This is a genomic window from Parabacteroides sp. Marseille-P3160 (assembly GCF_900162725.1).
Lineage (GTDB): Bacteria > Bacteroidota > Bacteroidia > Bacteroidales > Tannerellaceae > Marseille-P3160.
Genome location: NZ_LT799418.1, coordinates 4,583,224 through 4,606,249, shown reverse-complemented (window position 1 = coordinate 4,606,249; position 23,026 = coordinate 4,583,224). Strand labels below are relative to the sequence as shown.

Here is a 23,026-nt window from a genome sequence, read left to right as displayed (position 1 = left end):
TGGTTATATATTGATTAATAATATGATTCATGCATTTTCATCCGTTCTACAATCTCCCGGGTCTTTTTTACGGGATCATCCGCCTGAAGGATCACGGAAGAGAGAGCGATCCCGCTGATTCCCGTCTCCATCAGGCAGGGGATATCGTCGGGAGTGATCCCTCCGATAGCAAGAACCGGAAGACGGATGCCGTTCGCTTGGCACCGTTTAAGGATGGTCCGGTAACCATTCAGTCCCAGAAGCGGACTTAGATTTTTTTTTGTTTCGGTGAAACGAAACGGTCCGAGTCCGATATAATCAACTCCTTTTTCCGCAAGCCGGCAGATATCGTCAAACGTATTGGCTGTTCCCCCGATCCGGTACGCTTTGCCCAGATAGGTACGCGCCTGCTCCGGAGGCATATCCAGTTTGCCTAGATGGACGCCCGCAGCGCCGACTTCACGACAGACGTCGACGTGGTCGTCTATGTACAATTCCGCTCCGACCTTCTTGCATAAAGCCATGGCTTCCCTCCCGACCAGGGCGACCGCCTCTTTGGCGGCATCCTTCATTCGCAGCTGGATTTGGCGGCATCCGCCTTCCAATGCGATCCGGACAGAGTCCAGCGTATCGTATTGGTTATTTTGGTGAGTGATAAAAAGTAGTCCTTTCATAATCGATCACATTCTTGTCTTAAATCCTGGAAAATAGGGATCCAGTCCTTTCTTGTATTTCCCGCCTTCCAGAGGGTACCGAGTATGGCCGCTCCGCCGAAACCGTAAGCTGCAGCCTGAGGGAGCGTTTCCCGGCTGATCCCCCCTAAGGCGATGACCCGTCCGCTGAGGATTCCTTCGTCTTTTGCCCGGAAGAGTTCCGCATCGGAGAAGGCCTGCCCATACTTTTCTTTCGAGATGCTTTGGAAGATGGGACTGAGGAAAACGTATTGGAAAGCCCCGGATTCCCTCACCTCTTCCAGCGTATGGCAAGAGCGGCTGACGGAACCGGTATATCCTTCCGGCCGGTGCGGATTGCGCCTGTTCAGATGGATTCCTTTCAACGGATAAGACTGTGTCAATTGGAAATGGTCGTGCAAGACAATCCTGCCGAGGAAAGATGGCAGGATACTGTCCAGCAAACGCTTTACCTCTTCCGCTCCGGATGCCGGTTTCCGCAGGTGGAGCGTCTCCAAGCCTTCTCCGAAAAATGCGTTTAATACGGCCGCTTCTTCCGGAAGAAACTCCTCCGCTGTCAAAACAATCAGTTTCACAGGCGGACGCTTTTGCCGGAACCTCCGCAGACGGCACGGATCATCATTAGCTCCATACCGTCGGTCAGTTTGGTCTCCTTCCAGTTTTCACGCGGGATTACGTCGTAGTCGATGGCGATGGCAAGCCCTTCGGGACGGAATCCATGGCTTTCCAGGAAAGTAAGAAGCGTACTTTCTTCCGCTATCTCATAAGATTTGTCATTTAATTTAATAGTAGTCATCTCCGAATTTGTTTATTTCTACCAATAAACAACCGAGGGGAGAGTGTCCCAAAGGACAAAAAGATAGGAGTATATCATTCCTACGGCGGCATTATCCGCATCAGGTTCGAGGGTGTAATCTCAGCCTATACTTAGGCACCCCTTGATTGTTGTTTCGCAAATATATTGTTTTTTTCTCAGAAACGATAGAAAAAAGTACATAAAACGCGGTGGTTGGTTACCCCGTGCGTATCGCGCACTTTCCCGTCGAAGTTGTCGATCGTCCCATAGTCGGCAGTTGTTGCCAGGTATTCTATTCCGACCGTCCAGTTAGGCAGGTTATAGGTGATTTGCGCCCCGCCGGCTTTCAGTTGGTCCACTTGAAGTCCTCCGCCGTAAACGCTGCCGACCAACGGCTCGTCCGTCCCCAGGTTCTTCGTATAACCGGCAAAGAGGCCGCCTTGCCATTTGGTTCCGTAGGTAGCGTTTACCCAGGTTGTCGAATGGCGGAAAGGCGTATAATCCTGTTGCCCGGTGACCGGGTCGATGGCCGTTACGCCGTAGCCTCCGAGCAGGGAAGTATGCGTCAGGTTAGACGCGAGGAGTGTTTTGGCGGCAAGATTAAGCTCCTTTGTTGCATATCGGGCATGCGCCTCGTAGGAAAAGGTGGTAATCCGCTCGTCTACCTTGTATATTTCATTGTCCACCACCGACTGCAGGCGCGGTTTAAGGGAAAGCATATCGATGCCTACTCCGGCCAGGAAGTTGCCTTTTGAATAGTCGATCCCGGCATAAAGTTCCGGTAAGACGCCGTTCTTCTGGTATTCCTCGCTTTTCCCGGCAGGGCCTTCGGATTTATAAATTAGTTGGTAAATCGCCGATCCGGTGAGGGTGAATCTTCCGGCCTGATATTTGTATCTTATTTGCGGACTACGGTTGAAAGGTTGGAAAGGGCTCCCGGTAGCCAGGTTCAGTACGTCGGGCTTTACTTCTCCGAAAAGCGGATGCCAGGTTTGCCCCAGCAATAGCGTCGATCCGTTTTCCCATTTCAACTGTGCATAGGCATGGCGGATACGAAGCATAAAATTGATGGACGTTGTCCCGCTCAGGTCGGTTTCAATCTTGGCGGAGGTCTGTGCCGAACCGATCCGGGGGCCTGCTATATCCAATCCCAGCCGGGTGCAAAAAGAATAAAAGGAACTGTTTGGATTCGCATTCAAGTCTTTCCCGTTCGGATCCTTCACCTCGTCTTTGGGATAGAGGTAGAAAACACCATCTACCGTTTCGTAATTACTGCGTGAATTATAGTAAAGGTCACCCCGGACGAATCCGTAAAACTGATAAGAAAAATTATCTTTTTGCGCTTTGGCGCCGGTTAAGAGAAGAAGAAAAGATAATATAAGAAATGTTAGACGTTTCATCAATATTTCAGGCTATTCTGTCATTGTTTTCAATAGAGGACACAAAGGTATGCATTTCTTCAGAGAAGTTAAATAAACCGTTTAAGTTTTATTTCCAACTCTTTTTCATGCCGCGGCATAGGCAAAAAAGTAATATGGCAACGACTTTTTCTTTAACAGATAGTGGAAATCTGATTTTCACCGGCCGGTGAAAGTTGAGTAACCAGTATAAAAAAATAAAAGCAGTCCGTTGAAATAATCAAAAGCCAACGCGCAAAAAACGTTTTCCCTTGCAGGCATTTGATGTAAAGAAATATTATTCGTTTCTTTGTTAATAGGTATGAGTATACTAACATTAATAAAGAATCTTAGAGCATGAGCACAAAGAAATTCCTGTTGCAGGAAAAAGACATTCCGACGGCATGGTATAATATCGTCGCGGATTTAAAGAACAAACCGTTACCCCTTCTGAATCCCGGAACCAAACAACCGCTTAAGGCGGAAGAACTTTATCCCCTATTCGCCAAAGCGTTGGTAGAACAGGAACTGAACCAGACTGATCCGTGGATCGAGATTCCGGAAGAGGTGCGCGATATGTACAAGAACTGGCGTCCCACTCCGCTTGTCCGCGCCTATGGACTGGAGAAGGCGCTGGATACGCCGGCCCATATCTATTTCAAAAACGAAAGTGTCAGCCCGGTGGGTTCCCATAAGCTGAATTCGGCCATAGCACAAGCTTATTACTGCAAAAAGGAAGGCGTGACCAATATCACGACGGAAACCGGCGCCGGGCAATGGGGAGCTGCCCTTTCGTATGCAGCCAAGGCTTTCGGGCTGGAGTTGGCTGTCTATATGGTAAAAATCAGCTATGAGCAGAAGCCTTACCGCCGGTCGATCATGCAGACCTTCGGTGCGCAGGTGATCGCTTCCCCCAGTATGAGTACGAAAGCCGGGCGCGCGATTCTGACGGCTCATCCGACTTACCAGGGCAGCTTGGGAACGGCTATTTCGGAAGCCGTCGAGCTGGCGATCCAGACGCCTAATTGCAAATATACCCTGGGAAGCGTCCTCAATCACGTGATGCTTCACCAGACTGTCATCGGCCTCGAAGCGGAAAAACAGATGGAGATGGCCGGGGAATATCCGGATGTCGTCGTTGCTTGCTTCGGAGGCGGAACGAACTTCGCCGGCATCGCGTTCCCTTTCTTGCGTCATAAACTGACGGAGGGAAAAGAAGTTCGTATCGTTGCCGCCGAACCTTCTTCCTGCCCGAAATTGACACGCGGGGAATTCCAATATGATTTCGGAGACGAGGCCGGTTACACCCCGTTGATCCCGATGTATACGCTGGGGCATAATTTCGCTCCGGCCAATATCCACGCCGGAGGCTTGCGATATCACGGTGCCGGTTCTATCGTGAGCCAGTTGAAGAAAGACGGTTATATGCAGGCGGTCGACATCAAACAGTTGGATTCCTTTGCTGCAGCTACTCTTTTTGCACAAGCGGAAGGCATCATTCCCGCTCCCGAATCGGCACACGCCATCGCAGCGGCCATTCAAGAGGCCAACCAGGCGAAGCTGGAAGGGAAACCCCGTACGATCCTGTTCAATCTTTCCGGCCATGGCCTGATCGATATGGCGGCTTACGACCAGTATCTTGCCGGAGACCTGAGCAACTATGAGTTGTCAGAGGTCGAGCTGGAAAAAAATCTGGATCAGTTGGAGCAAATTATCAAATAGGAAAAAGAGACGGTTAACCGTATTCTCATCGCCTTAGAAGTGATGGAATTTGGAAATTAAAGTCCTGAATTATGAATAATTACGATACAATAACTATTTACTGTAAGAACAATAAAACTTATACGGATGTTCCGATCGGATCTTCCCTGCTGGAGATTTATGAATTGCTGGGAGGTAATGTGCTGCACTACCGGCCGATGAATGCGCAGGTAAATAATAAGGTGGAAGGATTGAATTACCGTTGCTGGCGTTCAAAGGACGTGAAGTTTCTTGATTGTACGCACCCTTCCGGCTTCCGCACCTACGTCCGTTCAATCTGTTACGTTCTTTCCAAGGCGGCGCACGATATGTATCCCGGCGTCAAACTGAATCTGGAACATCCGATATCCAAAGGGTATTATTGTGCGCTGGCCAATGGTGAAAAGCTGGATCCGGAGGCGATCGGTAAGATTAAGGAACAGATGTGGAGGATCATCCGGCGGGATCTCCCGTTCGATCTGAAAAATGTACGGACGGAAGACGCGGTCCGTCTTTTCCGCAGCCGGGGAATGATGGATAAAGCCTTGCTGATTGAGACGGCCGGCATGGCCTATACGTCCTATTATGAAATGGAAGGCTACGAGAATTTCTTCTATGGTTGCCTGGTGCCTTCTTCGGGTTATATCCATCTGTTCGATTTGATTCCTTACGAAGACGGCCTGTTGATCCGTGTGCCGCAAAGAGACAACCCTTATGAGCTGGAGCCGGTTATCGAGCAGAAGAAAATGTTTGCCGCCTATAAGGAGCACCTGACTTTGCAGCGTACGCTGAACCTGAATGATGTGGGTGATTTGAACCGGGCGATAGAGAACGGCTTGACGCAAGAGGTCATCATGGTGTCCGAAGCGGTGCAGGAGAAACAGGTCGCGCGGATTGCGGTGGAGATCGCCGAGCGTTATAAGGAAGGGGTTCGCATCGTATTGATTTCCGGCCCTTCTTCTTCTGGAAAAACGACTTTCTGCAAGCGATTGCAAGTGCAGTTGATGACTAACTTATTACACCCGCTGGGCATTTCGCTGGACGATTATTACGTGAACCGGGTCGATACGCCGAAAGATGAAGACGGGGAGTATGATTTCGAGTCGCTGTATGCCATCGACCTGCCCTATTTCGACCGTGACATGCGGCGTCTGATTGCGGGGGAGGAGATCGACTTGCCGACGTATGATTTTAATTCGGGCATGCGCATATACCGGGGACAGAAATTGAAGATGAGGGAAAATTCCATCCTGTTGCTGGAAGGTATCCATGGGCTGAATCCTGAACTGGTGTCGGAAGTGGAGGATAAATATATCTACCGGGTGTATGTTTCAGCGTTGACGACTATCTCTCTCGACGGGTACAACTGGATTCCGACGACGGATAATCGTCTGCTCCGCCGTATCGTGCGGGATTACCGTTTCCGCGGATACACGGCCAAAGAAACGATCTCCCGTTGGCCGAGCGTTCGCCGGGGAGAGGACAAATGGGTCTTCCCTTACCAGGAAAATGCGGATGCTACCTTCAACAGCGCCATGCTTTATGAACTGGCTGTCCTGAAGAAATACGCCGTCCCGATGCTGAATGAGGTGAAGCAGGTAGATACGGAAAATGCCGAAGCCTATCGTCTCATCCGCTTCCTCCAGTATTTCAATAGCATTCCGGACGAAGAACTTCCCGGTACTTCGCTTCTTCGCGAGTTCCTGGGGGGAGGAATGTTTAAATATTGATATCCGGTTAAGATTCGGGTATATGTTTATGATATCAAGGATGCATTGTGAATAGTCGGGGCTATAAAAGATGAGGGACCATAATATCGATCGTGTTTTAATTCCGGCTTTTAATTTATTTTTCAAATAAAAAAGCATAAAGTCCGCTCTTATACAATCGAGTAAGAGGAAAATAAACTATTTTCCTCTTACTCGATTTTTCGATCTCTTACGCCGACTGGCATACTGTTCAATATTAAGCGGAATTCTTGCTTGGGATTCATTAAACTATTTATTTGCTGAATATTCCCAAATAATTCTGCTACTATTTGCGATGAACGCGACCTGATAAAAAGTTTTTACCCGATTTCCGTATCCCGCCTTCCTGTTTATTGCTTGCTTTTCCGGATATACGAGAGTGCATTTTCACAGAGGGTGGTGATGGCTTGCCAGTCTTTGGCAGCAATCGCTTCCTTCGGAAATAGTTTGGAGCCCATTCCTACGCAGGTGACGCCTGCTTTGAACCAGGCGGAGAGGTTTTCTTCCGTAGGTTCGACGGCTCCGGTCGCCATGATCAACGACCAGGGCATGGGGGCTTTGATGTTTTTCACGAACGAAGGACCTCCGACGTTGCCGGCCGGGAAGATTTTGCACAGGTCGCAACCTACTTCCTGGGCGAATCCGATCTCGGATACGGAACCGCACCCCGGGGTATAAGGCACTAGGCGACGATTGCATACTTTTGCGATTTCGGGATTGAACAGCGGGCCGACGATGAAGTTCGCTCCCAACTGCAGGTATAGGGCGGCTGTGCCCGGGTCGACAATCGAACCGATTCCCAACACTAATTCCGGACATTCCTTAGCGGTATATTTGACTAATTCGCCGAAAACTTCCTGCGCAAAGTCTCCGCGGTTGGTGAATTCAAACGCACGTACTCCGCCGGCGTAACAGGCTTTTACCACTTCTTTTGCAATCTCAACATCCTTGTTGTAGTAAACCGGGACCATTCCCGTGCCGATGATTGCGTTCAGCACTTCGATCTTGCTAAATCTTGCCATTCTTATTATTCTCTGTGTTTATGATCTAATCTATAATCTAATTTTTAGTGAGTACAAAAGTAACTATTTTCGTCTTATCGTTTTTAGGAAATGATTACCGGATTAGTTACAATTCGTTTTTATCAGCCGGTCGGCCAGCGGGTCTCCTAATTCTTTTGCTTTGTTAAAGAAGGTGCAGGCTTCTGCTTTCTTGTTCTGGCGCATCCGACAGATGCCTTTCAGCCGGTAGCAGGATGCAAATTCCGGGGCTAACTGCAAGGCTTTGTCCAGATACTCCTCCGCTTTGGCATACTCTTCGAGTCGGATATGGATTGAGGCGGCTTCCGCCTGGTAATCCGGGGCTTTTGGGTCGCGGAACATAGCTTCTTCGATGTCGGCTAAAGCTCCTTGCAGATCGTCCGCCCGGTATTTGGCTTGCTCGCGGTAGTAATAAAACGGGGCGTTCACTTCACCTTTGAGCAGGTCGTAGTAAAGATTATAATCCTCTACCGCTTCTTTGTAAAGCATTAGTTTCATTTTCCAGTCGATACGTTCCAGGACGTAGGAGGCGGCGGATGCGGTAGGCGGATTGCCGGTCCGGTTAATAGCGGAATCCAGCAGGGCAATGATTTCGGCGGTATTGAATCCGGGGGTATTCTCCCTTGCTTGGGCTGCCATATAGAAGGATTGCGGAGAGGCGATATTGCTTGCATTGACTAGTTGGTACTCCTGATAGGCTTGCTCGAATTGGCTGACATAGAAGTTTATATCACCCTGTAATTGGTGGTAAAGAGGTAGGTCTTCCGCTTCAATCGCCTTACGGATGGATTCCCCGGCGGCCTGGAGCGTCCATTGAGGATCAGTAATCGTCGTATCCGTAGACGCCACTTCGAAAATAAGTTTGGCTTGACTGTATAGTATATTTCCCTTATTATCTGTATGGCGGGAGGCCTCTTTCAGGTCGGAGATGGCAAGGCGCAGGTATTCGTTGGGGTCGCCGCTGCCTGCCAGTTCTTTCCGGCTGTGCGCATAATGGGATGCCCGGTTCAGGTAGCCATCCGTTGTCGAAGGAAATGTCCGGATGAAATCGTTGAGTGTTTCCAGGTATTCCTGTGCATTCTGGGAGTTGCGTAGCAGGAAGAGGGCGACAAGAGCCTGGTCGGCATTAGCCGGCCAGGCCTTCTTTATCAGAAGGGATTGGTAATTAGAGTTCAGTACATCCATCGAGTTAATATGTAGGCTCTTCAGGTATCCTGCGGATACGGCGTAGGAGACATCTTTTCCCTTTCCGGCACTCTCCTGTGCCAATCCCAGTACTTCTCCGTTTTCCAGCAGCAATGGTGCATTCTTCTCCGTTATATCCAGAGGAAAAGACACCTTATAATAACCGAAAGATTCTTTCAGTTTGGAGACTTCCAGTATTTGCCCTTGCTTGAAAGCGACCGTTTTCCCGGTGGAGTATGGCAGCAGGTAAACCTGAGTCTGTAGAGCGACCGGTTCTTTTGCCAAAGGCAGATAGTTCACCTTTTTCGGGGCGGCCACCTGAAAACGGATGACATCGTATAGCTCATCTCCTCCCAGGATCTGCTCTACCGGATAGGTCTTTCCTTCCGTATCCGTAACTTCGGCCCGCGTTACTCCCTCGAAGAGGGTATAGGAGGAAAGTGCTTCCCCCGTTTCGGAGATGAAAAAACCCGTACCCGACTGAATTTTTCGGTTCTCTTTATCGTAGGTAGTGATCGAGATAACGGCATTCCGACTTTTAGTCAGCCATTTGGGCGCACTCTTCTGCGCCGTCAGCAGCAAGCATTGGGAGATAGCAAATAGAGTAAGGATAATTTTATTCATTCTGTTTATATTTCGTTTAGTACAACCTATGCAAAGATAGTCAGAACGCTTCTTTCCCAAATGGATATATCAGAAAAAAATAAAGAATGGTCTGCAACAGTTAAAGATTTCATGAGAGTAGACATCGGACATTGGCGAAAAATTGTACTTTTGTATTCAAATTCTAATCAATGCGAAAAGTTCATTTGATCTCAATCTCCGAACCGCTCCTTTCGGACTTGGCTTCCGCCATTCATGAAGAGGGGTATGAGGTGACCGTTTCCGGCGATAAAGTCACGGAAGAGTTAGCGGCGAAGCTGTCGGCTTTGGATTTTCGTTTTCCAGGTAGTGGATGGTTTCCTGAAAGGCTGACGAAAGATATTGAATTTGTAGTGATAGGAAACGAGGTAAAACCGGATAATCCCGAATTGCTTCGGGCAAAGGAATTGAACTTGTTGATCATGTCCATTCCCGAATTTGTTTTTCTGCGCAGCAAGTCGAAAACACGCATTGTAATCGTCGGTAGCTACGGGAAAGAAGAGGTGCTGTCCCTGATCATTTATGCGTTGCAAAAACAGAAATTTGCCTTTGATTATGCATTGACCAGTAAGATCGATCTGCTTTCCGGGCATTTTAGCTCGAGTTACGAAGCCCGGATTTCCCTGATTGAAGGGAATGAGCACCTTAATTCCACCTTGGAAAAGAGATATCAGTTAGAATTTTATCGTCCCCATATTGCCGTCATTACCGGTTTGGAGTGGAGGCAGGCAACCGACCATGTGACGCCGGAAACTTATTTTAAGATGTATAATGACTTTATCTCTTCGATCGAGCGGGAAGGAAAGTTGGTCTATTGTTCCGACGATGCCGGCTTGGTGGAATTGGCCGATGAAGCGCGCGAAGATATTACGGCGATCCCGTATACGGCCCATCCTTTTATAGAGAAAGAAGGAAAAACTTTCCTGACGACTCATTACGGAGAAATTCCGGTACGCATACCCAATCCCTTTTTCTTGACGAATCTGAATGCGGCGCGAATCGTCTGCCGCCAATTAGGCGTAAAAGACGCCGATTTTTACCAATCCGTATCTGCCTATAGCCAGTCCTTATGATTGTAGCTCACCAAAAGCGAAAAGAGAATATCGTAGAATATCTGCTTTATATGTGGGAAGTAGAGGATTTGATCCGCGCGAACCGCTTGGACATGGATTCCATCCGGCGCACCGTCCTTCCCCAATATAACCAATCGCCCGAAGTTATGGCGGAGATCGAGCAATGGTATGAGAACCTGATTGAGATGATGCGGCGGGAAGGCGTGGCGGAGAAAGGACATATCCAACTGAACAAGAATGTGATCCTCACCTTGACCGACCTGCATTTGCGCCTGTTAAGATCACCGAAGGAGACGGTTTACGGCGCTACCTATTATAAAACGCTTCCATCTATCGTTCAACTGCGTTCCAAATCGGGTGGTGAGGAAATCCCCGAGATCGAGACCTGCCTGACGGCAGTATACGGTTATCTCCTGTTGAGGATGCAGAAGAAGCCGGTATCCCCGGAGACGACGGAAGCCGTCAAGCAAATCATGCTATTCCTCAACCTGCTGGCTGCAAAACAGAAAGAAGAGCAAAACGGAGAATTGAACCTCGATGAATAAGAAAAAAAGAATCATTGTCACGGGAGCCAACGGGCAATTAGGAAACGCCATTCGCCGGTGGGCTCCTTCTTTTCCCGATTGGGAGTTTCTCCCGACGGATGTCGACCGGCTCGATATCTGCGATGCGGAGGCTGTCCGGAGTTATGTACGGGAGGCCGGGGCCGGATATTTAGTGAACTGCGCTGCTTATACGGCCGTCGATAAAGCCGAAGAGTTTCCCGAACTGTGCATGCGACTGAATGCCGATGCGGTACGCAATCTGGGGGAGGCTGCGCAGGAGACCGGCGTCAAGGTGATCCATCTCTCTACCGACTATGTCTTCGACGGGCGGAGCTATCGTCCCTATGTGGAGACCGATCCTACACATCCGCTTTCCGTCTATGGAAAGACGAAGCTTGCCGGGGAACAGGCCCTGCGGGCAAGCTGCCCCGATTCGGTGATCCTCCGTACGGCCTGGCTCTACTCTGAGTTCGGGAATAATTTTGTGAAAACAATGTTACGCTTAGGCGCCGAAAAGGAGCAATTGAACGTCCTTTTCGATCAGATCGGAACGCCGACCTATGCAGTGGATCTGGCGAAAGCGATTCTGGATGTGATTTCCGGCGAACGATTTATCCCCGGCATTTATCATTATTCTAATGAGGGCGTTTGCAGTTGGTATGACTTTGTCGTACGTATCTTTGCCCATGCCGGACTATCCTGCCGGGTAATGCCGATCGAAACGAAGGATTATCCGGCTAAGGCTCCTCGTCCGTCTTACAGTGTATTAAACAAAGGGAAAATAAAACAGACTTACGGCGTCCGGATCCCCCATTGGGAAGAGAGCCTTTGCCGCTGCTTGGAAGAAATAAAAAAGAATCAATAAGATATGGGTATCTATTCCGAAGAGATAGAAAGAAGAAGAACGTTTGCGATCATCAGCCACCCTGACGCCGGGAAGACGACTTTAACCGAAAAACTGTTGTTATTCGGAGGGGCGATCCATGTCGCCGGAGCGGTCAAGTCGAACAAAATCAAGAAAACGGCTACCTCCGACTGGATGGAAATAGAGAAACAGCGTGGAATATCCGTCGCCACTTCGGTGATGGCCTTTGACTATAATGAGCACAAGATTAATATTCTAGATACTCCCGGACACCAGGATTTTGCGGAAGACACGTTCCGTACTCTAACGGCGGTGGACAGCGTGATCATTGTCATCGATGCCGCCAAGGGTGTTGAGGCGCAGACGAGGAAACTGATGGAAGTATGCCGGATGCGTAAGACACCTGTCATTGTCTTTATCAATAAAATGGACCGTGACGGGAAAGACCCTTTCGATCTGCTGGATGAGATCGAAGAGGAGTTGCATATCCACGTCCGCCCTTTAAGTTGGCCGATTGATATGGGACAGCGCTTCAAAGGGGTCTATAATATCTTTGAACGAAAACTGAACCTCTATACTCCTAGCAAACAATACGTAACGGAAAATGTGGAGATCCGGGATATAAACTCGACCGAATTGGATGGGCATATCGGAGAGCCGCTCGCCGAAAAACTGCGTTCGGACATCGAACTCATCGAAGGGGTATACCCCGTATTCGAGGTCGAAACTTATTTAAAAGGAGATATCGCACCGGTCTTTTTCGGTTCGGCGCTAAATAATTTCGGAGTGAAGGAATTACTGGATTGTTTCATCCGTATCGCCCCTTCGCCCCGCCCTGTCCAGGCGTTGGAGCGCGTGGTCGATCCGGAAGAAAATACCTTTTCCGGTTTTGTGTTCAAGATCCATGCCAATATGGATCCGAACCATCGCAGTTGCATCGCCTTTGTCAAGATCTGTTCCGGCCGCTTCGAGCGGAATGCCAACTATAAGCACGTGCGTTTCAACAAGATGATGCGTTTTAGCAGTCCGACCGCCTTCATGGCTCAGAAGAAGGAAACCGTGGACGAGGCCTTTGCCGGGGATATCATCGGTTTGCCGGATACGGGTAACTTTAAGATTGGGGACAGCCTGACTGAGGGGGAAGACCTGCATTTCAAAGGACTTCCCAGTTTCTCTCCGGAAATGTTCAAATACATCGAAAATGCGGACCCAATGAAATCCAAGCAGTTGAACAAGGGAATCGAGCAACTGATGGATGAGGGCGTTGCCCAATTATTTGTGAATCAATTCAACGGACGTAAAATCATCGGTACTGTCGGGCAGTTGCAGTTCGAAGTTATTCAATACCGCCTCCTTCATGAGTACGGCGCCCAATGCAAATGGGAGCCCATCAGTTTATATAAAGCCTGTTGGATTGAGAGCGAAAACAAGGAAATGCTTGCTAATTTCAAAAAACGGAAGTCACAGTATATGGCTCTCGATCGCGAAGGGCGCGATGTCTATTTAGCCGATTCTCCTTATGTTCTAACCATGGCCCAAAACGATTTCCCTGATATCCGTTTCCACTTCACATCCGAATTTTAAACAGAGACGGATAAGAGGGATTATTCCGGTGAGATTCCGGTTAAGCCTTAACAACAAGCACTTTTTGTATCTATCACAGCTGGTTCGGCTGGGACAAAAAGGTCATTCCCCAATATTACCCGGCAATTTCTTTTAAAGATTATCGAATCAAAATAGATTGCATCTTATTTATGTACAAATAAGAACTATTTAACAAAGGAACGTTCCAAAGCGTCCAATAAATAGAGTTTTGACCATCCGTTATTATTTTATTTCCCGAACGAGAAAAATAAAATAACGACTTTCAAATAGCTTCACATTCGTTTATTAATGCATCAAATCAATTTTATTATTGCCATTTCTGTTTCTTTATGGGCGATAAATATATTTTTTGGCACGCATATTGATTTTATGATATTATTCTAACTCATATTATTCATACTAAAAATTATCATTTATGAAAAAGATTGCTTTTTATGGGAAAGGTGGTATTGGAAAATCTACTACTCAACAGAACACGGCTGCTGCTATGGCTTATTTTCACGGTCAAAAAGTTTTTATCCATGGTTGCGATCCAAAAGCCGACTCAACACGTATGATATTGGGGGGAATGAATCAGAAGACAATTATGGATACATTACGCGACGATGGAGCTGAATTGGTTACTGCAGACAAAGTTGTAAGTTCCGGTTTCGGCGGAATTATGTGTTGTGAATCAGGGGGCCCGGAACCAGGTGTAGGCTGTGCCGGACGTGGTGTAATCACGGCCATTGATCTGATGGAGCATCAGGGCGCATATGCAAAAGATTTGAACTATGTATTCTATGATGTATTGGGAGACGTTGTATGCGGTGGATTTGCCATGCCGATTCGTGATGGAAAAGCACAGGAAGTTTATATCGTAGTATCGGGAGAGATGATGGCAGTTTATGCTGCAAATAATATTTGCAAAGGACTTGTCAAATATGCAAAACAAAGTGGCGTTCGTTTAGGAGGGCTTGTTTGTAATAGCCGTAAAGTAGACCGGGAAAGAGAATTTATCGAAGAATTTGCAGCGGCGATTGGCACTCAAATGATTCATTTTGTTCCTCGCGATAATATTGTTCAAAAAGCTGAATTCAACAAGAAAACAGTGATTGAGTATGATGAAGAGTGTAATCAGGCGCATGAGTATAGTGAATTGGCACGTAAGATTATTGCGAACGAGAATTTTGTTATACCTAAGCCGCTTACAATGCCTGAGCTTGAATTAATGGTTGTAAAATATGGTATTGGAGAATGATTTGACCGACTAAAAGGATTAAACATTAAAATATTATTGAACTTATGAAAATGATAAGAGCAATTGTACGTCCCGAAACTGCGGATAACGTTACGGATGGTTTGGCTGAATCGGGATTTTATTCCATGACGAAGATGTCGGTCTTCGGCCGAGGTAAACAAAAAGGGTTAACAGTCGGGAATGCACATTATGATGAACTTCCCAAGGTCCTCATCATCATCGTTGTAAAAGACGAATCGGTAGAAGAAGTAATAAAAATTATCCAATACAAGGCTTATACAGGAAGTGAAGGAGACGGCAAGATATTCATTTCGCCGGTCGAACAGGTACGGACAGTCAGAACAGGTTCCAAAGAACTTTAAAATAAACAATGAGATGAAGGAAATAATAGCGATCATTCGTCCCAACAAAATGAATGCCACGAAGAAAATTATTGATGAACTCGAAGTTCCTTCCGTTACGGCTATGCCTGTTTTGGGCAGAGGAAACCAACGTGGATTGAACGCTATACTAAATGGATTTGATGTTCATCCGGGATTGATAGCCAAAGGACATACGATGGGAATGAAATTTGTTCCGAAACGAATGCTGATTATCGTGGCGAGTGATGAAAATGTAGAAATAATTATGAATGCTCTTATAAAAGCAAATCGTACCGGATACATCGGCGATGGTAAGATATTTGTTTGCCCTACCGACGATGCAGTCCGAATTCGAACTAATGAAAGCGGTGATACCGCATTGTAAACAAGCAACAATTTAAAAAGTAAAGATTATGCCCTATCATCAGTTTAAATGCAGTGAAAGTATTCCGGAACGGTTACAACATGCCGTAGATAAAGCGCCGGGTGAGCAATTGACAGACGCCCTCCCATTAGGGTACTTGAATACAATTCCCGGAACCATTTCGGAACGAGGATGTGCTTACTGTGGTGCGAAGCATGTAATCGGCACACCGATGAAAGATGTGATTCATATAAGCCATGGACCTGTGGGATGTACCTACGATACATGGCAGACCAAACGTTATATAAGCGATGATGGAAATTTCCAGTTGAAATATACGTTTGCTACTGATATGAAAGAAGCGAACGTAGTATTCGGAGCCGAAAAAATGCTGAAAAAAAACATTATCGAAGCTTTCAAAGCTTTTCCAGATATCAAGAGAATGTCGATTTACCAAACCTGTGCTTCGGCGCTGATTGGGGATGACATAAATGCTATTGCGGACGAAGTAATGGAAGAAATGCCGAATGTTAAAGTGTTTGTATGTAATTCTCCCGGATTTGCAGGGCCGAGTCAGTCGGGTGGCCACCACAAGATCAATCTAGCCTGGTTGTCGCAAATGGTAGGCACCGGAGAACCGGAAATTTACAGCAAATATGTCATCAATTATGTGGGCGAGTACAATATTCAGGGTGACCAGGAAATTATGAAAGACTATTTTCATCGGATGGGGATACAAATCTTGTCCACATTCACAGGGAATACTCATTTTGACGATTTACGTTCAATGCACCGTGCCCAGTTGAATGTGTTGGAATGTGCCCGGTCGGCTGAATATATCTGTGACGAGTTGCGTGTAAGATATGGAATTCCACGAATGGACATAGATGGGTTTGGATTTGAAGCACTCTCGGATTCGTTACTGAAGATCGGCTACTTCTTCGGCATTGAAGACAAGGCACGTGAGATCATTGCTGAGGAAACGGCACGCTGGAAACCGGAATTGGATTGGTATGCCGCCCGATTGAAGGGGAAAAAAATATGTCTTTGGCCCGGAGGATCCAAACTGTGGCACTGGGCACACATGATCCATAAAGAAATGGGTATTGAAGTGGCATCCGTATATACCAAGTTCGGTCATCAGGGAGACATGGAAAAAGGTATTTCCCGCTGTGAACCGGGCGCTTTGGCAATTGACGATCCGAATGAACTGGAAGGTTTGGAGGCCATGTACGAATTGAAACCCGATGTAATCTTAACAGGGAAACGTCCCGGTGAAGTAGCTAAAAAAATTCGTGTACCTTATCTGAATGTACACGGCTATCACAATGGGCCGTACAAAGGCTATGAAGGATGGGTACGTTTGGCAAGAGATCTTTACAATGCTATTTATTCGCCGATGCATAAATTAGCTTGCCTTGATATCAGCAAAGATGAAATTCCTACTGATAAAGGTTTTGAAACACAGCAAATATACTCTGATGTTATGCTCAGTGATGAAATCAAAAACTCAACTGAATTAAGAAAATGCACAAGTAAATATGATCCGATACCCGGAATAAGGAAGAAGGCGGAAGATGGTCTTTATTTGTTTCCGGATCCTAAGACCGGGGAATTGAAACATGTGCCGGTTGAGAAATTGAGAAAAAATAAAGTGGTTGATGTAGAGTAAAAATCAATTATAAAAGAGATGGATAAAAAAAGTGCCGAAGAAAAAATGTCCCAATTAGAGTGGTATATTACAAAGCATTGCCTTTGGCAATATAATTCGCGAGGTTGGGACAGGGAGATACAAAACGAGCGTATCTTGACCAAAACGAAGCAATTGCTCTGTGGCGAAAATGCGCGGGAAGATGATAGCTATGCCGACAGATATTATTGGAGTGAAGCAAAGACTTTAGTGGAAGCATTCAAAAGGTATTTTCCATGGTTAGAAGAAACAAGTAAAGAAGACATTGCTGAAATTATGCAAATGCTGAAAGAAAAGATGGATTATACAATGATTAAAGGATCTTTGAATACGGAGCTCATCAAAGAGCAATATTGATAATAGCCTTATCATTGTAGAACCAATAGGTATTATTGGGCTTATAGAGAATATAAAAATCTATTCATTGTTGCGATTTAGAACGGGATATAGCCTAATCGGTCTGTTTTTAACGGGCAGTGAAAATAATAATAAAAAAATTATGAGTTGTGAATTAAAACCCAAAGAACGGGTAGGGGTCATTAACCCTATATTCACCTGTCAACCGGCAGGTGCTCAATATGCCAGTATCGGTATAAAAGATTGCATCGGGATTGTTCATGGAGGTCAAGGGTGTGTCATGTTTGTTCGCTTGATCTTCTCTCAACATTTCAAAGAAAGTTTCGAATTGGCATCATCCTCTTTGCATGAAGATGCCGCCGTGTTTGGAGCGCTGCACCGTGTAGAACAAGGAATAGATGTTTTACTGATGCGTTATCCCCACGTAAAAGTCGTCCCGATTATTACAACCTGTTCAACTGAAATTATCGGTGATGATATTGATGGAGTAATATTAAAACTGAATAATGGCTTGCTGAAGGAGAAATATGCCGGCCGGGAAGTGCATCTTATACCCATTCATACCCCCAGTTTCGTAGGAAGTATGATTAGCGGATATGACATAGCTGTAAAGGATTTCGTTTCTTATTTCGCTAAAAAAGAAGATTCCTTAAATGGGAAAATCAACCTGATCACCGGTTGGGTCGATCCCGGAGATGTAACAGAATTAAAATCCCTGTTATCAGAAATGGAAGTAGAAGCAACTGTTCTTTTTGAAATAGAAACTTTTGATTCTCCGCTGATGCCGGATGGCAACCACGTGTCACATGGCGAAACAACGATTGAAGATCTCCGCAGCACGGCAAATGCCATCGGAACCATTGCCCTGAACCGTTATGAGGGAGGAAAAGCCGCTCGATATCTCGAACAAGAGTTTGATGTTCCGGCTATTATCGGACCTACGCCTATTGGCATCCGTAATACGGATACTTTCTTGCAAAATGTGAAGAAAATGACCGGCAAACCTATTCCCGAATCGCTTGTAATAAAAAGAGGCATTGCTATTGATGCTATTGCGGACGTCTCCCACATGTTTTTGGCAGGAAAGAAAGTGGCGATATACGGAAGTGCCGATTTGGTGATAGGACTTGCCGAATTTTGCCTTGATCTGGAGATGGAACCCGTCCTTCTTCTTCTGGGTGACGATAACCCCAATTATGCGAAAGATCCCCGCATTATAGCCTTAAAAGAAGGAGTGGCCTTCAATATGGAGATCGTGACCAATGCCGATTTCTGGGAATTAGAGGATCGTATAAAAAATAAGGGTTTGGAACTGGATCTTATTCTGGGACATTCCAAAGGGCGTTATATTGCCATTGACAATAATATACCTATGGTCAGAGTCGGATTTCCTGTTTATGACCGTGCCGGATATTTTCGTCATCCTGTCGTTGGCTATGCCGGTGCAACCTGGCTCGCTGAACAAATGGCAAATGCGCTGTTTACCGACATGGAGTACAAACACAATAAAGAATGGGTGCTGAATGTATGGTGATTTTAGAAAACTGATTATGGATAATATAGAATATGATTACGGAATAGAATCCCTTTTTGAGGAAGACTATAAAGATGCACAAGCGTATCACAGGCGGGCATTGCAGTTTCATCATAAAGGTCAGGCATTTAGTTTGGTATTTAATATAGCATCTGTTGCTCTTGAAAGATATTTAGTTGCTATCTGCGAACTATATGGCGTGGAACCTATGAATCACAATTTCATTACCCTGATGATAACAGTGGATAAATTAATAGAGGTTCCCCGGAAACTGAGTAAAGAGGTAAAGTCATTGGACCAGATCTTCGGCATTTGTTTTCTTGATAATTACTTTCATGGGACACCGGATGAAGCAGATGCTATAAAGACATTACGGATGTGTGAGGAAATGAAAAAACTGTTTGACCAGGAAAAAATCAAATCAGTACGGGCTGCTTTGGCACATGCAGAACAATATTAAAGTCAAATTTAGAATAAAGAACTAATTATGGGAGAACATATGCTGACACATCCGCATGGAACAATGCGACGCAAAGAACGCGAAATAACGGATAGAAAAGAAATAGACGAAATTATCCATATCGGAAAAGTGATGCATTTAGCTTTTTCTGATAATAATTTACCTTTTCTCGTTCCTGTGTTTTATGCATACGATGGGACGTCCCTTTATTTTCATTCGGCCAAAGCCGGAACGAAAATAGAGATAATGAAGAAGAATGATAATGTATGTTTCGAAATATCCATCGATAACGGCATTGTTGAAAATGATATGGCCTGCGATTTTGAGGCTAAACACAGAACCGTGATTGGTTTCGGTAAAGCGGAATTCATAGAGGCTGAAGAGGATAAGATTGCTGTTCTAAACAGTATTGTAGCCCAATTTACGGATAAGAAGTTCGAATTTCCAAAAGGAAACCTGAGTGCTACAGCTGTTATTCGCATCAATATAATATCTATTAAGGGGAAGAAACATGGTGTTTGAATAGAACAACGAAAAAGAAAAGAGATGAAAATAGCAGCTTTTGTCGATTCCGAGGGAAATACATTGTCATTTGATTCGTCAGGAATAGTTCTTGTCTACGAAAAAAACTATAATGATTTGCAATGGCGTTGTGTATGTAAGGTTCCTTTTTACATCAATAAGGAAATGAATCTGGCGGATATAAGGAAAAGTATCTATACAATGGCTTCCGGTTTGGAAGGCTGTAAGGCGTTTATAGCCAAACGTGGTATGGGTATATTTAATGCCATTTTTGAAGAAGAATTGCATATTCGTATCTTTTCAGTAAAAGGTTCTCCTCTTACGGCGCTGGATCAGGTTCGGGATCGTGTCAGAACAGATATTATTGAGGCAATAAAGAAAGCTGAGCTTTGTAAACAGCAAAATGACAGTATCAATCCTATTGCAATAGGAGATTCGACGAAGGGATGTTATCAGATTAATCTGGTGAAAGTGCAAGAGAAAAATGAGTCTATGAATTCGAAAGATATTCTATTGCCGTTTTTTGAGAAGAATAAATTTGTAGAGTTGGAAATCATTTGCCTCCATACACCAAAATGGATAGAAAAAGAATTGGGGAATTTGAATTTTAAGGTGAAAACAGAGGTAAGAAAAGATGGACTCTGCCATGCCTTTGTCTATCCTGATAAATAAATTACAATAGTAGAGCTGCTTCTGTATAAATACAAAAAAGTTCCGCACACTTTCATTCCACAATAGTAGATATATGGAGGTAGCTCTTATATTATTTGATTGAAGAGATAATTAAAAAATCGGTATGAAAGATTTATCATTACATCCCTGCTTTAATGAAAAAGCAAAACATAGCCAGGCGCGTGTACATCTCCCGGTAGCGCCGAAATGTAATATTCAGTGCAATTACTGTAACCGGCTATATGATTGTTGCAATGAAAGTCGGCCGGGAGTTACAAGCTCCGTACTTTCTCCCATTCAAGCATCTCACTATTTCAACGAATTGGAGAAGAAAATGGATAATTTGCGTGTGGTCGGAATTGCCGGTCCGGGAGATCCTTTTGCGAATCCAAATGAAACATTGGCTACTATCGAATTAATCGAAAGGAACTATCCGGAAATGATTTTTTGCCTCTCAACAAATGGCTTGGAACTGGCTCCTTATATTGACCGGATTGCCGGATTAAATGTCTCGCATGTGACTATTACTATTAATTCACTAAACATCGAAACCTTATCCAAAATATATGCATGGGTACATTTCCGGGGAAAGACCTATAAAGGGCGGGAAGGAGCGCGTATCTTGCTCGAACAACAATTGGCTTGTATTGAACAGTTAAAGAGAAAAGGGATGATAGTCAAGATTAATACGGTTGTTATTCCCGGAGTAAATGAGAGTGAAATTGGCGAATTGGCTGAGAAAGTTGCGGCAATGGGGGCTGATACGATGAATTGTATTCCTCTTTATCCGACGGAAAATACGTTGTTTGGTGCATTGGAAGAACCATCGAAGGAGATGATGAAAAATATTAAGGCGACCATTGCTCAATATATCCGTCCGATGGGGCACTGCGCGCGTTGCCGGTCGGATGCTGCCGGATTATTGGGGCATGACGATACGGAAGCCATTTCATTGATCAAAAAACACGCGGCTATGACAACTGAAGAAAGCGATATGACCAGGAAAAATGTAGCTGTTGCCACATCAACCGGTTCGCGTGTAGATCTGCATATAGGCGAAGCTTCCGAGTTTTGGATTTTTGAGCAATCGAGGAATGGATATCGCTTCATTGAAAAGCGAACGACAGCGGGTGCGGATACATGTGACGATAAGTGGGCAAATTTATCCAAAAGTGCATTCTCCGATTGTCAGGCGGTTCTGGTAAGTGGTGCCGGCAGAACGCCTATAAATGTTTTACAACGGAATGGAATACGGGTGATACAGATGAAGGGATTGATCGATACCGGATTGGATCTGATTTATCAAAAACGACCGATAATCGATTTATGTAAAGTGGGACCTTTTAAATGCGGGGCAACCTGCCATGGAGACCAGAAAGGATGTGGATGATGGAACGAAGGCCTATTTTGTTAGACACAACACTGCGGGACGGGGAACAATCTCCCGGCGTGTACTTCACACATGAAGAGAAATTACATATTGCCCGTACACTCGATAGCTTAGGTATCGAAATTATTGAAGCCGGTATTCCATCCATGGGGAGAGAGGAAAGACAGAATTTACGTGCTTTGAAACGGCTCGGCTTGAATGCCGAGATACTATCTTGGAATCGCTTGTTAATCGAAGATGTGGTTAATTCTTTAAAGGCCGGTGTGCCGACATTGCATGTTTCAGTACCGACAAGTGACCTGATGATTGAAAAGAAAATGGGAAAGAAACGTGATTGGATCATTCCACAGATGGAGCGCGTTTTTTCTTTTGCGATTGAAAGGGGAGCAACTATCTCTTTTGGTGCGGAAGATGCTTCACGGACGGATTTGTCTTTCCTGCGGCAGGTGTTTTTGGCTGCACGCGATTTAGGAGCAAAGCGAGTACGGTTTGCAGATACTTTGGGAATTATGACACCATCAATGGTTTCCCGGACGATCCGGTTTTTAGCGCAGGATTTAGGTATTGCAATCGATTTCCATGGGCATAATGACTTTGGAATGGCAACAGCTAATGCATTAAGCGCATGGGAAAGTGGAGCCGATGTGATTTCATGTTCCGTATTAGGGCTTGGAGAACGGGCGGGAAATACTTCATTAGAGGAATTCGCTTGTATCATGCAATGTCTTGAAAACCGGATCCAAGGATTTAATTTTGTCGCATTAAAAGAGTTATGTTTGCTTATTTCAAGTTGGATAAACAGTCCGATTTCCGAACGAAAACCTATCGTGGGAGAGAAAATATTTATGCATGAATCCGGAATACATGTGGATGGGCTCTTGAAAGAGCCTTCGACTTACGAATTTTTCCCTCCTGAGTTATTAGGGGAAAGCCGGACTTTTGTTCTGGGAAAGCATTCCGGGCGTAAGGCAGTTCGCTACTTTGCAAATAGTGAGGGATTTAATATGACAGATAAGCTGATTGATGATTTCCTAAAAGATATGCGACACTGTATGGCGCAGGTCAGAGGCGTAGATGCATCCTCCATGCTCAACCATTATCTCGTATCACAGATAAAAAAGCAATGAA

23 protein-coding genes and 1 riboswitch are annotated in these 23,026 nt (G+C 45.4%); of the genes, 17 read left to right on the top strand and 6 right to left on the bottom strand.

Going from position 1 to position 23,026, the window contains the following annotated elements:
- Positions 1-14 precede the first annotated feature (14 nt).
- From BQ8014_RS18300 to BQ8014_RS18285, 4 genes are all read right to left on the bottom strand, one after another.
- A complete protein-coding gene (locus BQ8014_RS18300; RefSeq protein WP_080905611.1) occupies positions 15-653 on the bottom strand; it encodes a thiamine phosphate synthase in 639 nt (212 codons plus the stop codon).
- Entirely contained in the window at positions 650-1,246 is a 597-nt protein-coding gene (locus BQ8014_RS18295; RefSeq protein WP_080905610.1) for a thiamine phosphate synthase, read from the bottom strand. Before BQ8014_RS18295 ends, BQ8014_RS18300 begins: the two co-directional genes overlap by 4 nt.
- The gene (gene thiS / locus BQ8014_RS18290) at positions 1,243-1,467 is read right to left on the bottom strand and encodes a sulfur carrier protein ThiS (protein WP_080905609.1); all 225 of its coding nucleotides are present in this window, start codon (positions 1,465-1,467) and stop codon (positions 1,243-1,245) included. Before thiS ends, BQ8014_RS18295 begins: the two co-directional genes overlap by 4 nt.
- Positions 1,468-1,527: 60 nt before the next feature.
- Positions 1,528-1,620: riboswitch (TPP riboswitch) on the bottom strand.
- Positions 1,621-1,643: 23 nt separating this feature from the next.
- Positions 1,644-2,867 (bottom strand): hypothetical protein, encoded by a 1,224-nt coding sequence (locus tag BQ8014_RS18285; RefSeq protein WP_080905608.1) that lies wholly within the window; start codon positions 2,865-2,867, stop codon positions 1,644-1,646.
- Between the two features lie 354 nt (positions 2,868-3,221).
- On the opposite strand from BQ8014_RS18285, the gene BQ8014_RS18280 reads away from it, so the two are divergent.
- Positions 3,222-4,586 (top strand): TrpB-like pyridoxal phosphate-dependent enzyme, encoded by a 1,365-nt coding sequence (locus BQ8014_RS18280; RefSeq protein WP_080905607.1) that lies wholly within the window; start codon positions 3,222-3,224, stop codon positions 4,584-4,586.
- Between the two features lie 71 nt (positions 4,587-4,657).
- Positions 4,658-6,334 (top strand): uridine kinase family protein, encoded by a 1,677-nt coding sequence (locus BQ8014_RS18275; protein WP_080905606.1) that lies wholly within the window; start codon positions 4,658-4,660, stop codon positions 6,332-6,334.
- Between the two features lie 368 nt (positions 6,335-6,702).
- On the opposite strand, the gene BQ8014_RS18270 is transcribed toward BQ8014_RS18275, so the two are convergent.
- A complete protein-coding gene (locus BQ8014_RS18270) occupies positions 6,703-7,374 on the bottom strand; it encodes a bifunctional 4-hydroxy-2-oxoglutarate aldolase/2-dehydro-3-deoxy-phosphogluconate aldolase (RefSeq protein ID WP_080905605.1) in 672 nt (223 codons plus the stop codon).
- A 102-nt stretch (positions 7,375-7,476) separates the two neighbouring features.
- The gene (locus BQ8014_RS18265; RefSeq protein WP_080905604.1) at positions 7,477-9,201 is read right to left on the bottom strand and encodes a S1 family peptidase; all 1,725 of its coding nucleotides are present in this window, start codon (positions 9,199-9,201) and stop codon (positions 7,477-7,479) included.
- Positions 9,202-9,371: 170 nt separating this feature from the next.
- On the opposite strand from BQ8014_RS18265, the gene BQ8014_RS18260 reads away from it, so the two are divergent.
- The 15 genes from BQ8014_RS18260 (at position 9,372) to BQ8014_RS18190 (ending at position 23,025) form a co-directional block, all read left to right on the top strand.
- On the top strand, positions 9,372-10,292 hold the full coding sequence (locus BQ8014_RS18260; RefSeq protein WP_080905603.1) for a Mur ligase domain-containing protein: 921 nt from the start codon (positions 9,372-9,374) through the stop codon (positions 10,290-10,292).
- Positions 10,289-10,837 (top strand): DUF4924 family protein, encoded by a 549-nt coding sequence (locus BQ8014_RS18255; RefSeq protein ID WP_080905602.1) that lies wholly within the window; start codon positions 10,289-10,291, stop codon positions 10,835-10,837. The genes BQ8014_RS18260 and BQ8014_RS18255 overlap by 4 nt, the downstream gene beginning before the upstream one ends.
- Complete coding sequence (gene rfbD, locus BQ8014_RS18250; protein ID WP_080905601.1) at positions 10,830-11,702, top strand: dTDP-4-dehydrorhamnose reductase; 873 nt, start codon at positions 10,830-10,832, stop codon at positions 11,700-11,702. Before BQ8014_RS18255 ends, rfbD begins: the two co-directional genes overlap by 8 nt.
- Before the next feature lie 3 nt (positions 11,703-11,705).
- The gene (locus BQ8014_RS18245) at positions 11,706-13,286 is read left to right on the top strand and encodes a peptide chain release factor 3 (protein WP_080905600.1); all 1,581 of its coding nucleotides are present in this window, start codon (positions 11,706-11,708) and stop codon (positions 13,284-13,286) included.
- A 436-nt stretch (positions 13,287-13,722) separates the two neighbouring features.
- On the top strand, positions 13,723-14,547 hold the full coding sequence (gene nifH / locus BQ8014_RS18240; RefSeq protein WP_080905599.1) for a nitrogenase iron protein: 825 nt from the start codon (positions 13,723-13,725) through the stop codon (positions 14,545-14,547).
- 44 nt (positions 14,548-14,591) lie between these two features.
- Entirely contained in the window at positions 14,592-14,909 is a 318-nt protein-coding gene (locus BQ8014_RS18235; protein ID WP_080905598.1) for a P-II family nitrogen regulator, read from the top strand.
- Positions 14,910-14,922: 13 nt separating this feature from the next.
- Entirely contained in the window at positions 14,923-15,294 is a 372-nt protein-coding gene (locus BQ8014_RS18230) for a P-II family nitrogen regulator (protein ID WP_080905597.1), read from the top strand.
- 28 nt (positions 15,295-15,322) lie between these two features.
- Positions 15,323-16,945, top strand: coding sequence for a nitrogenase iron-iron protein, alpha chain (anfD, locus tag BQ8014_RS18225; protein ID WP_080905596.1), 1,623 nt, complete (start codon positions 15,323-15,325; stop codon positions 16,943-16,945).
- 18 nt (positions 16,946-16,963) lie between these two features.
- Positions 16,964-17,320, top strand: a complete 357-nt coding sequence (gene anfG, locus BQ8014_RS18220) for a Fe-only nitrogenase subunit delta (RefSeq protein ID WP_200814433.1) — start codon at positions 16,964-16,966, stop codon at positions 17,318-17,320.
- A 142-nt stretch (positions 17,321-17,462) separates the two neighbouring features.
- Positions 17,463-18,854 carry a Fe-only nitrogenase subunit beta gene (gene anfK / locus BQ8014_RS18215; protein WP_080905594.1) on the top strand — a complete coding sequence of 464 codons (1,392 nt, stop codon included), beginning with the start codon at positions 17,463-17,465 and terminating at the stop codon, positions 18,852-18,854.
- Positions 18,855-18,870: 16 nt separating this feature from the next.
- Positions 18,871-19,314: a hypothetical protein gene (locus BQ8014_RS18210; protein WP_080906058.1), complete on the top strand. Its 444-nt coding sequence runs from the start codon at positions 18,871-18,873 to the stop codon at positions 19,312-19,314.
- Positions 19,315-19,341: 27 nt separating this feature from the next.
- Positions 19,342-19,836, top strand: coding sequence for a pyridoxamine 5'-phosphate oxidase family protein (locus tag BQ8014_RS18205; RefSeq protein ID WP_200814432.1), 495 nt, complete (start codon positions 19,342-19,344; stop codon positions 19,834-19,836).
- 24 nt (positions 19,837-19,860) lie between these two features.
- Positions 19,861-20,508: a Fe-only nitrogenase accessory AnfO family protein gene (locus tag BQ8014_RS18200; RefSeq protein ID WP_080905593.1), complete on the top strand. Its 648-nt coding sequence runs from the start codon at positions 19,861-19,863 to the stop codon at positions 20,506-20,508.
- 124 nt (positions 20,509-20,632) lie between these two features.
- Entirely contained in the window at positions 20,633-21,898 is a 1,266-nt protein-coding gene (locus tag BQ8014_RS18195) for a radical SAM protein (protein WP_080905592.1), read from the top strand.
- The gene (locus BQ8014_RS18190; RefSeq protein WP_160150125.1) at positions 21,895-23,025 is read left to right on the top strand and encodes a homocitrate synthase/isopropylmalate synthase family protein; all 1,131 of its coding nucleotides are present in this window, start codon (positions 21,895-21,897) and stop codon (positions 23,023-23,025) included. The genes BQ8014_RS18195 and BQ8014_RS18190 overlap by 4 nt, the downstream gene beginning before the upstream one ends.
- Position 23,026 lies beyond the last annotated feature (1 nt).

What these genes read in the sequence shown, in the direction of transcription:
- BQ8014_RS18275 (WP_080905606.1), top strand. Translation starts at nt 4,658, where the DNA reads ATGAATAATTACGATACAATAACTATTTACTGTAAGAACAATAAAACT.
- BQ8014_RS18210 (WP_080906058.1), top strand. Translation starts at nt 18,871, where the DNA reads ATGGATAATATAGAATATGATTACGGAATAGAATCCCTTTTTGAGGAA.
- rfbD (WP_080905601.1), top strand. Translation starts at nt 10,830, where the DNA reads ATGAATAAGAAAAAAAGAATCATTGTCACGGGAGCCAACGGGCAATTA.
- BQ8014_RS18300 (WP_080905611.1), bottom strand. Translation starts at nt 653, where the DNA reads ATGAAAGGACTACTTTTTATCACTCACCAAAATAACCAATACGATACG.
- anfD (WP_080905596.1), top strand. Translation starts at nt 15,323, where the DNA reads ATGCCCTATCATCAGTTTAAATGCAGTGAAAGTATTCCGGAACGGTTA.
- nifH (WP_080905599.1), top strand. Translation starts at nt 13,723, where the DNA reads ATGAAAAAGATTGCTTTTTATGGGAAAGGTGGTATTGGAAAATCTACT.
- BQ8014_RS18205 (WP_200814432.1), top strand. Translation starts at nt 19,342, where the DNA reads ATGGGAGAACATATGCTGACACATCCGCATGGAACAATGCGACGCAAA.
- BQ8014_RS18235 (WP_080905598.1), top strand. Translation starts at nt 14,592, where the DNA reads ATGAAAATGATAAGAGCAATTGTACGTCCCGAAACTGCGGATAACGTT.
- BQ8014_RS18245 (WP_080905600.1), top strand. Translation starts at nt 11,706, where the DNA reads ATGGGTATCTATTCCGAAGAGATAGAAAGAAGAAGAACGTTTGCGATC.
- BQ8014_RS18280 (WP_080905607.1), top strand. Translation starts at nt 3,222, where the DNA reads ATGAGCACAAAGAAATTCCTGTTGCAGGAAAAAGACATTCCGACGGCA.
- anfG (WP_200814433.1), top strand. Translation starts at nt 16,964, where the DNA reads ATGGATAAAAAAAGTGCCGAAGAAAAAATGTCCCAATTAGAGTGGTAT.
- anfK (WP_080905594.1), top strand. Translation starts at nt 17,463, where the DNA reads ATGAGTTGTGAATTAAAACCCAAAGAACGGGTAGGGGTCATTAACCCT.
- BQ8014_RS18265 (WP_080905604.1), bottom strand. Translation starts at nt 9,201, where the DNA reads ATGAATAAAATTATCCTTACTCTATTTGCTATCTCCCAATGCTTGCTG.
- BQ8014_RS18285 (WP_080905608.1), bottom strand. Translation starts at nt 2,867, where the DNA reads ATGAAACGTCTAACATTTCTTATATTATCTTTTCTTCTTCTCTTAACC.
- BQ8014_RS18230 (WP_080905597.1), top strand. Translation starts at nt 14,923, where the DNA reads ATGAAGGAAATAATAGCGATCATTCGTCCCAACAAAATGAATGCCACG.
- BQ8014_RS18255 (WP_080905602.1), top strand. Translation starts at nt 10,289, where the DNA reads ATGATTGTAGCTCACCAAAAGCGAAAAGAGAATATCGTAGAATATCTG.
- thiS (WP_080905609.1), bottom strand. Translation starts at nt 1,467, where the DNA reads ATGACTACTATTAAATTAAATGACAAATCTTATGAGATAGCGGAAGAA.
- BQ8014_RS18200 (WP_080905593.1), top strand. Translation starts at nt 19,861, where the DNA reads ATGAAAATAGCAGCTTTTGTCGATTCCGAGGGAAATACATTGTCATTT.
- BQ8014_RS18195 (WP_080905592.1), top strand. Translation starts at nt 20,633, where the DNA reads ATGAAAGATTTATCATTACATCCCTGCTTTAATGAAAAAGCAAAACAT.
- BQ8014_RS18270 (WP_080905605.1), bottom strand. Translation starts at nt 7,374, where the DNA reads ATGGCAAGATTTAGCAAGATCGAAGTGCTGAACGCAATCATCGGCACG.
- BQ8014_RS18190 (WP_160150125.1), top strand. Translation starts at nt 21,895, where the DNA reads ATGATGGAACGAAGGCCTATTTTGTTAGACACAACACTGCGGGACGGG.
- BQ8014_RS18260 (WP_080905603.1), top strand. Translation starts at nt 9,372, where the DNA reads ATGCGAAAAGTTCATTTGATCTCAATCTCCGAACCGCTCCTTTCGGAC.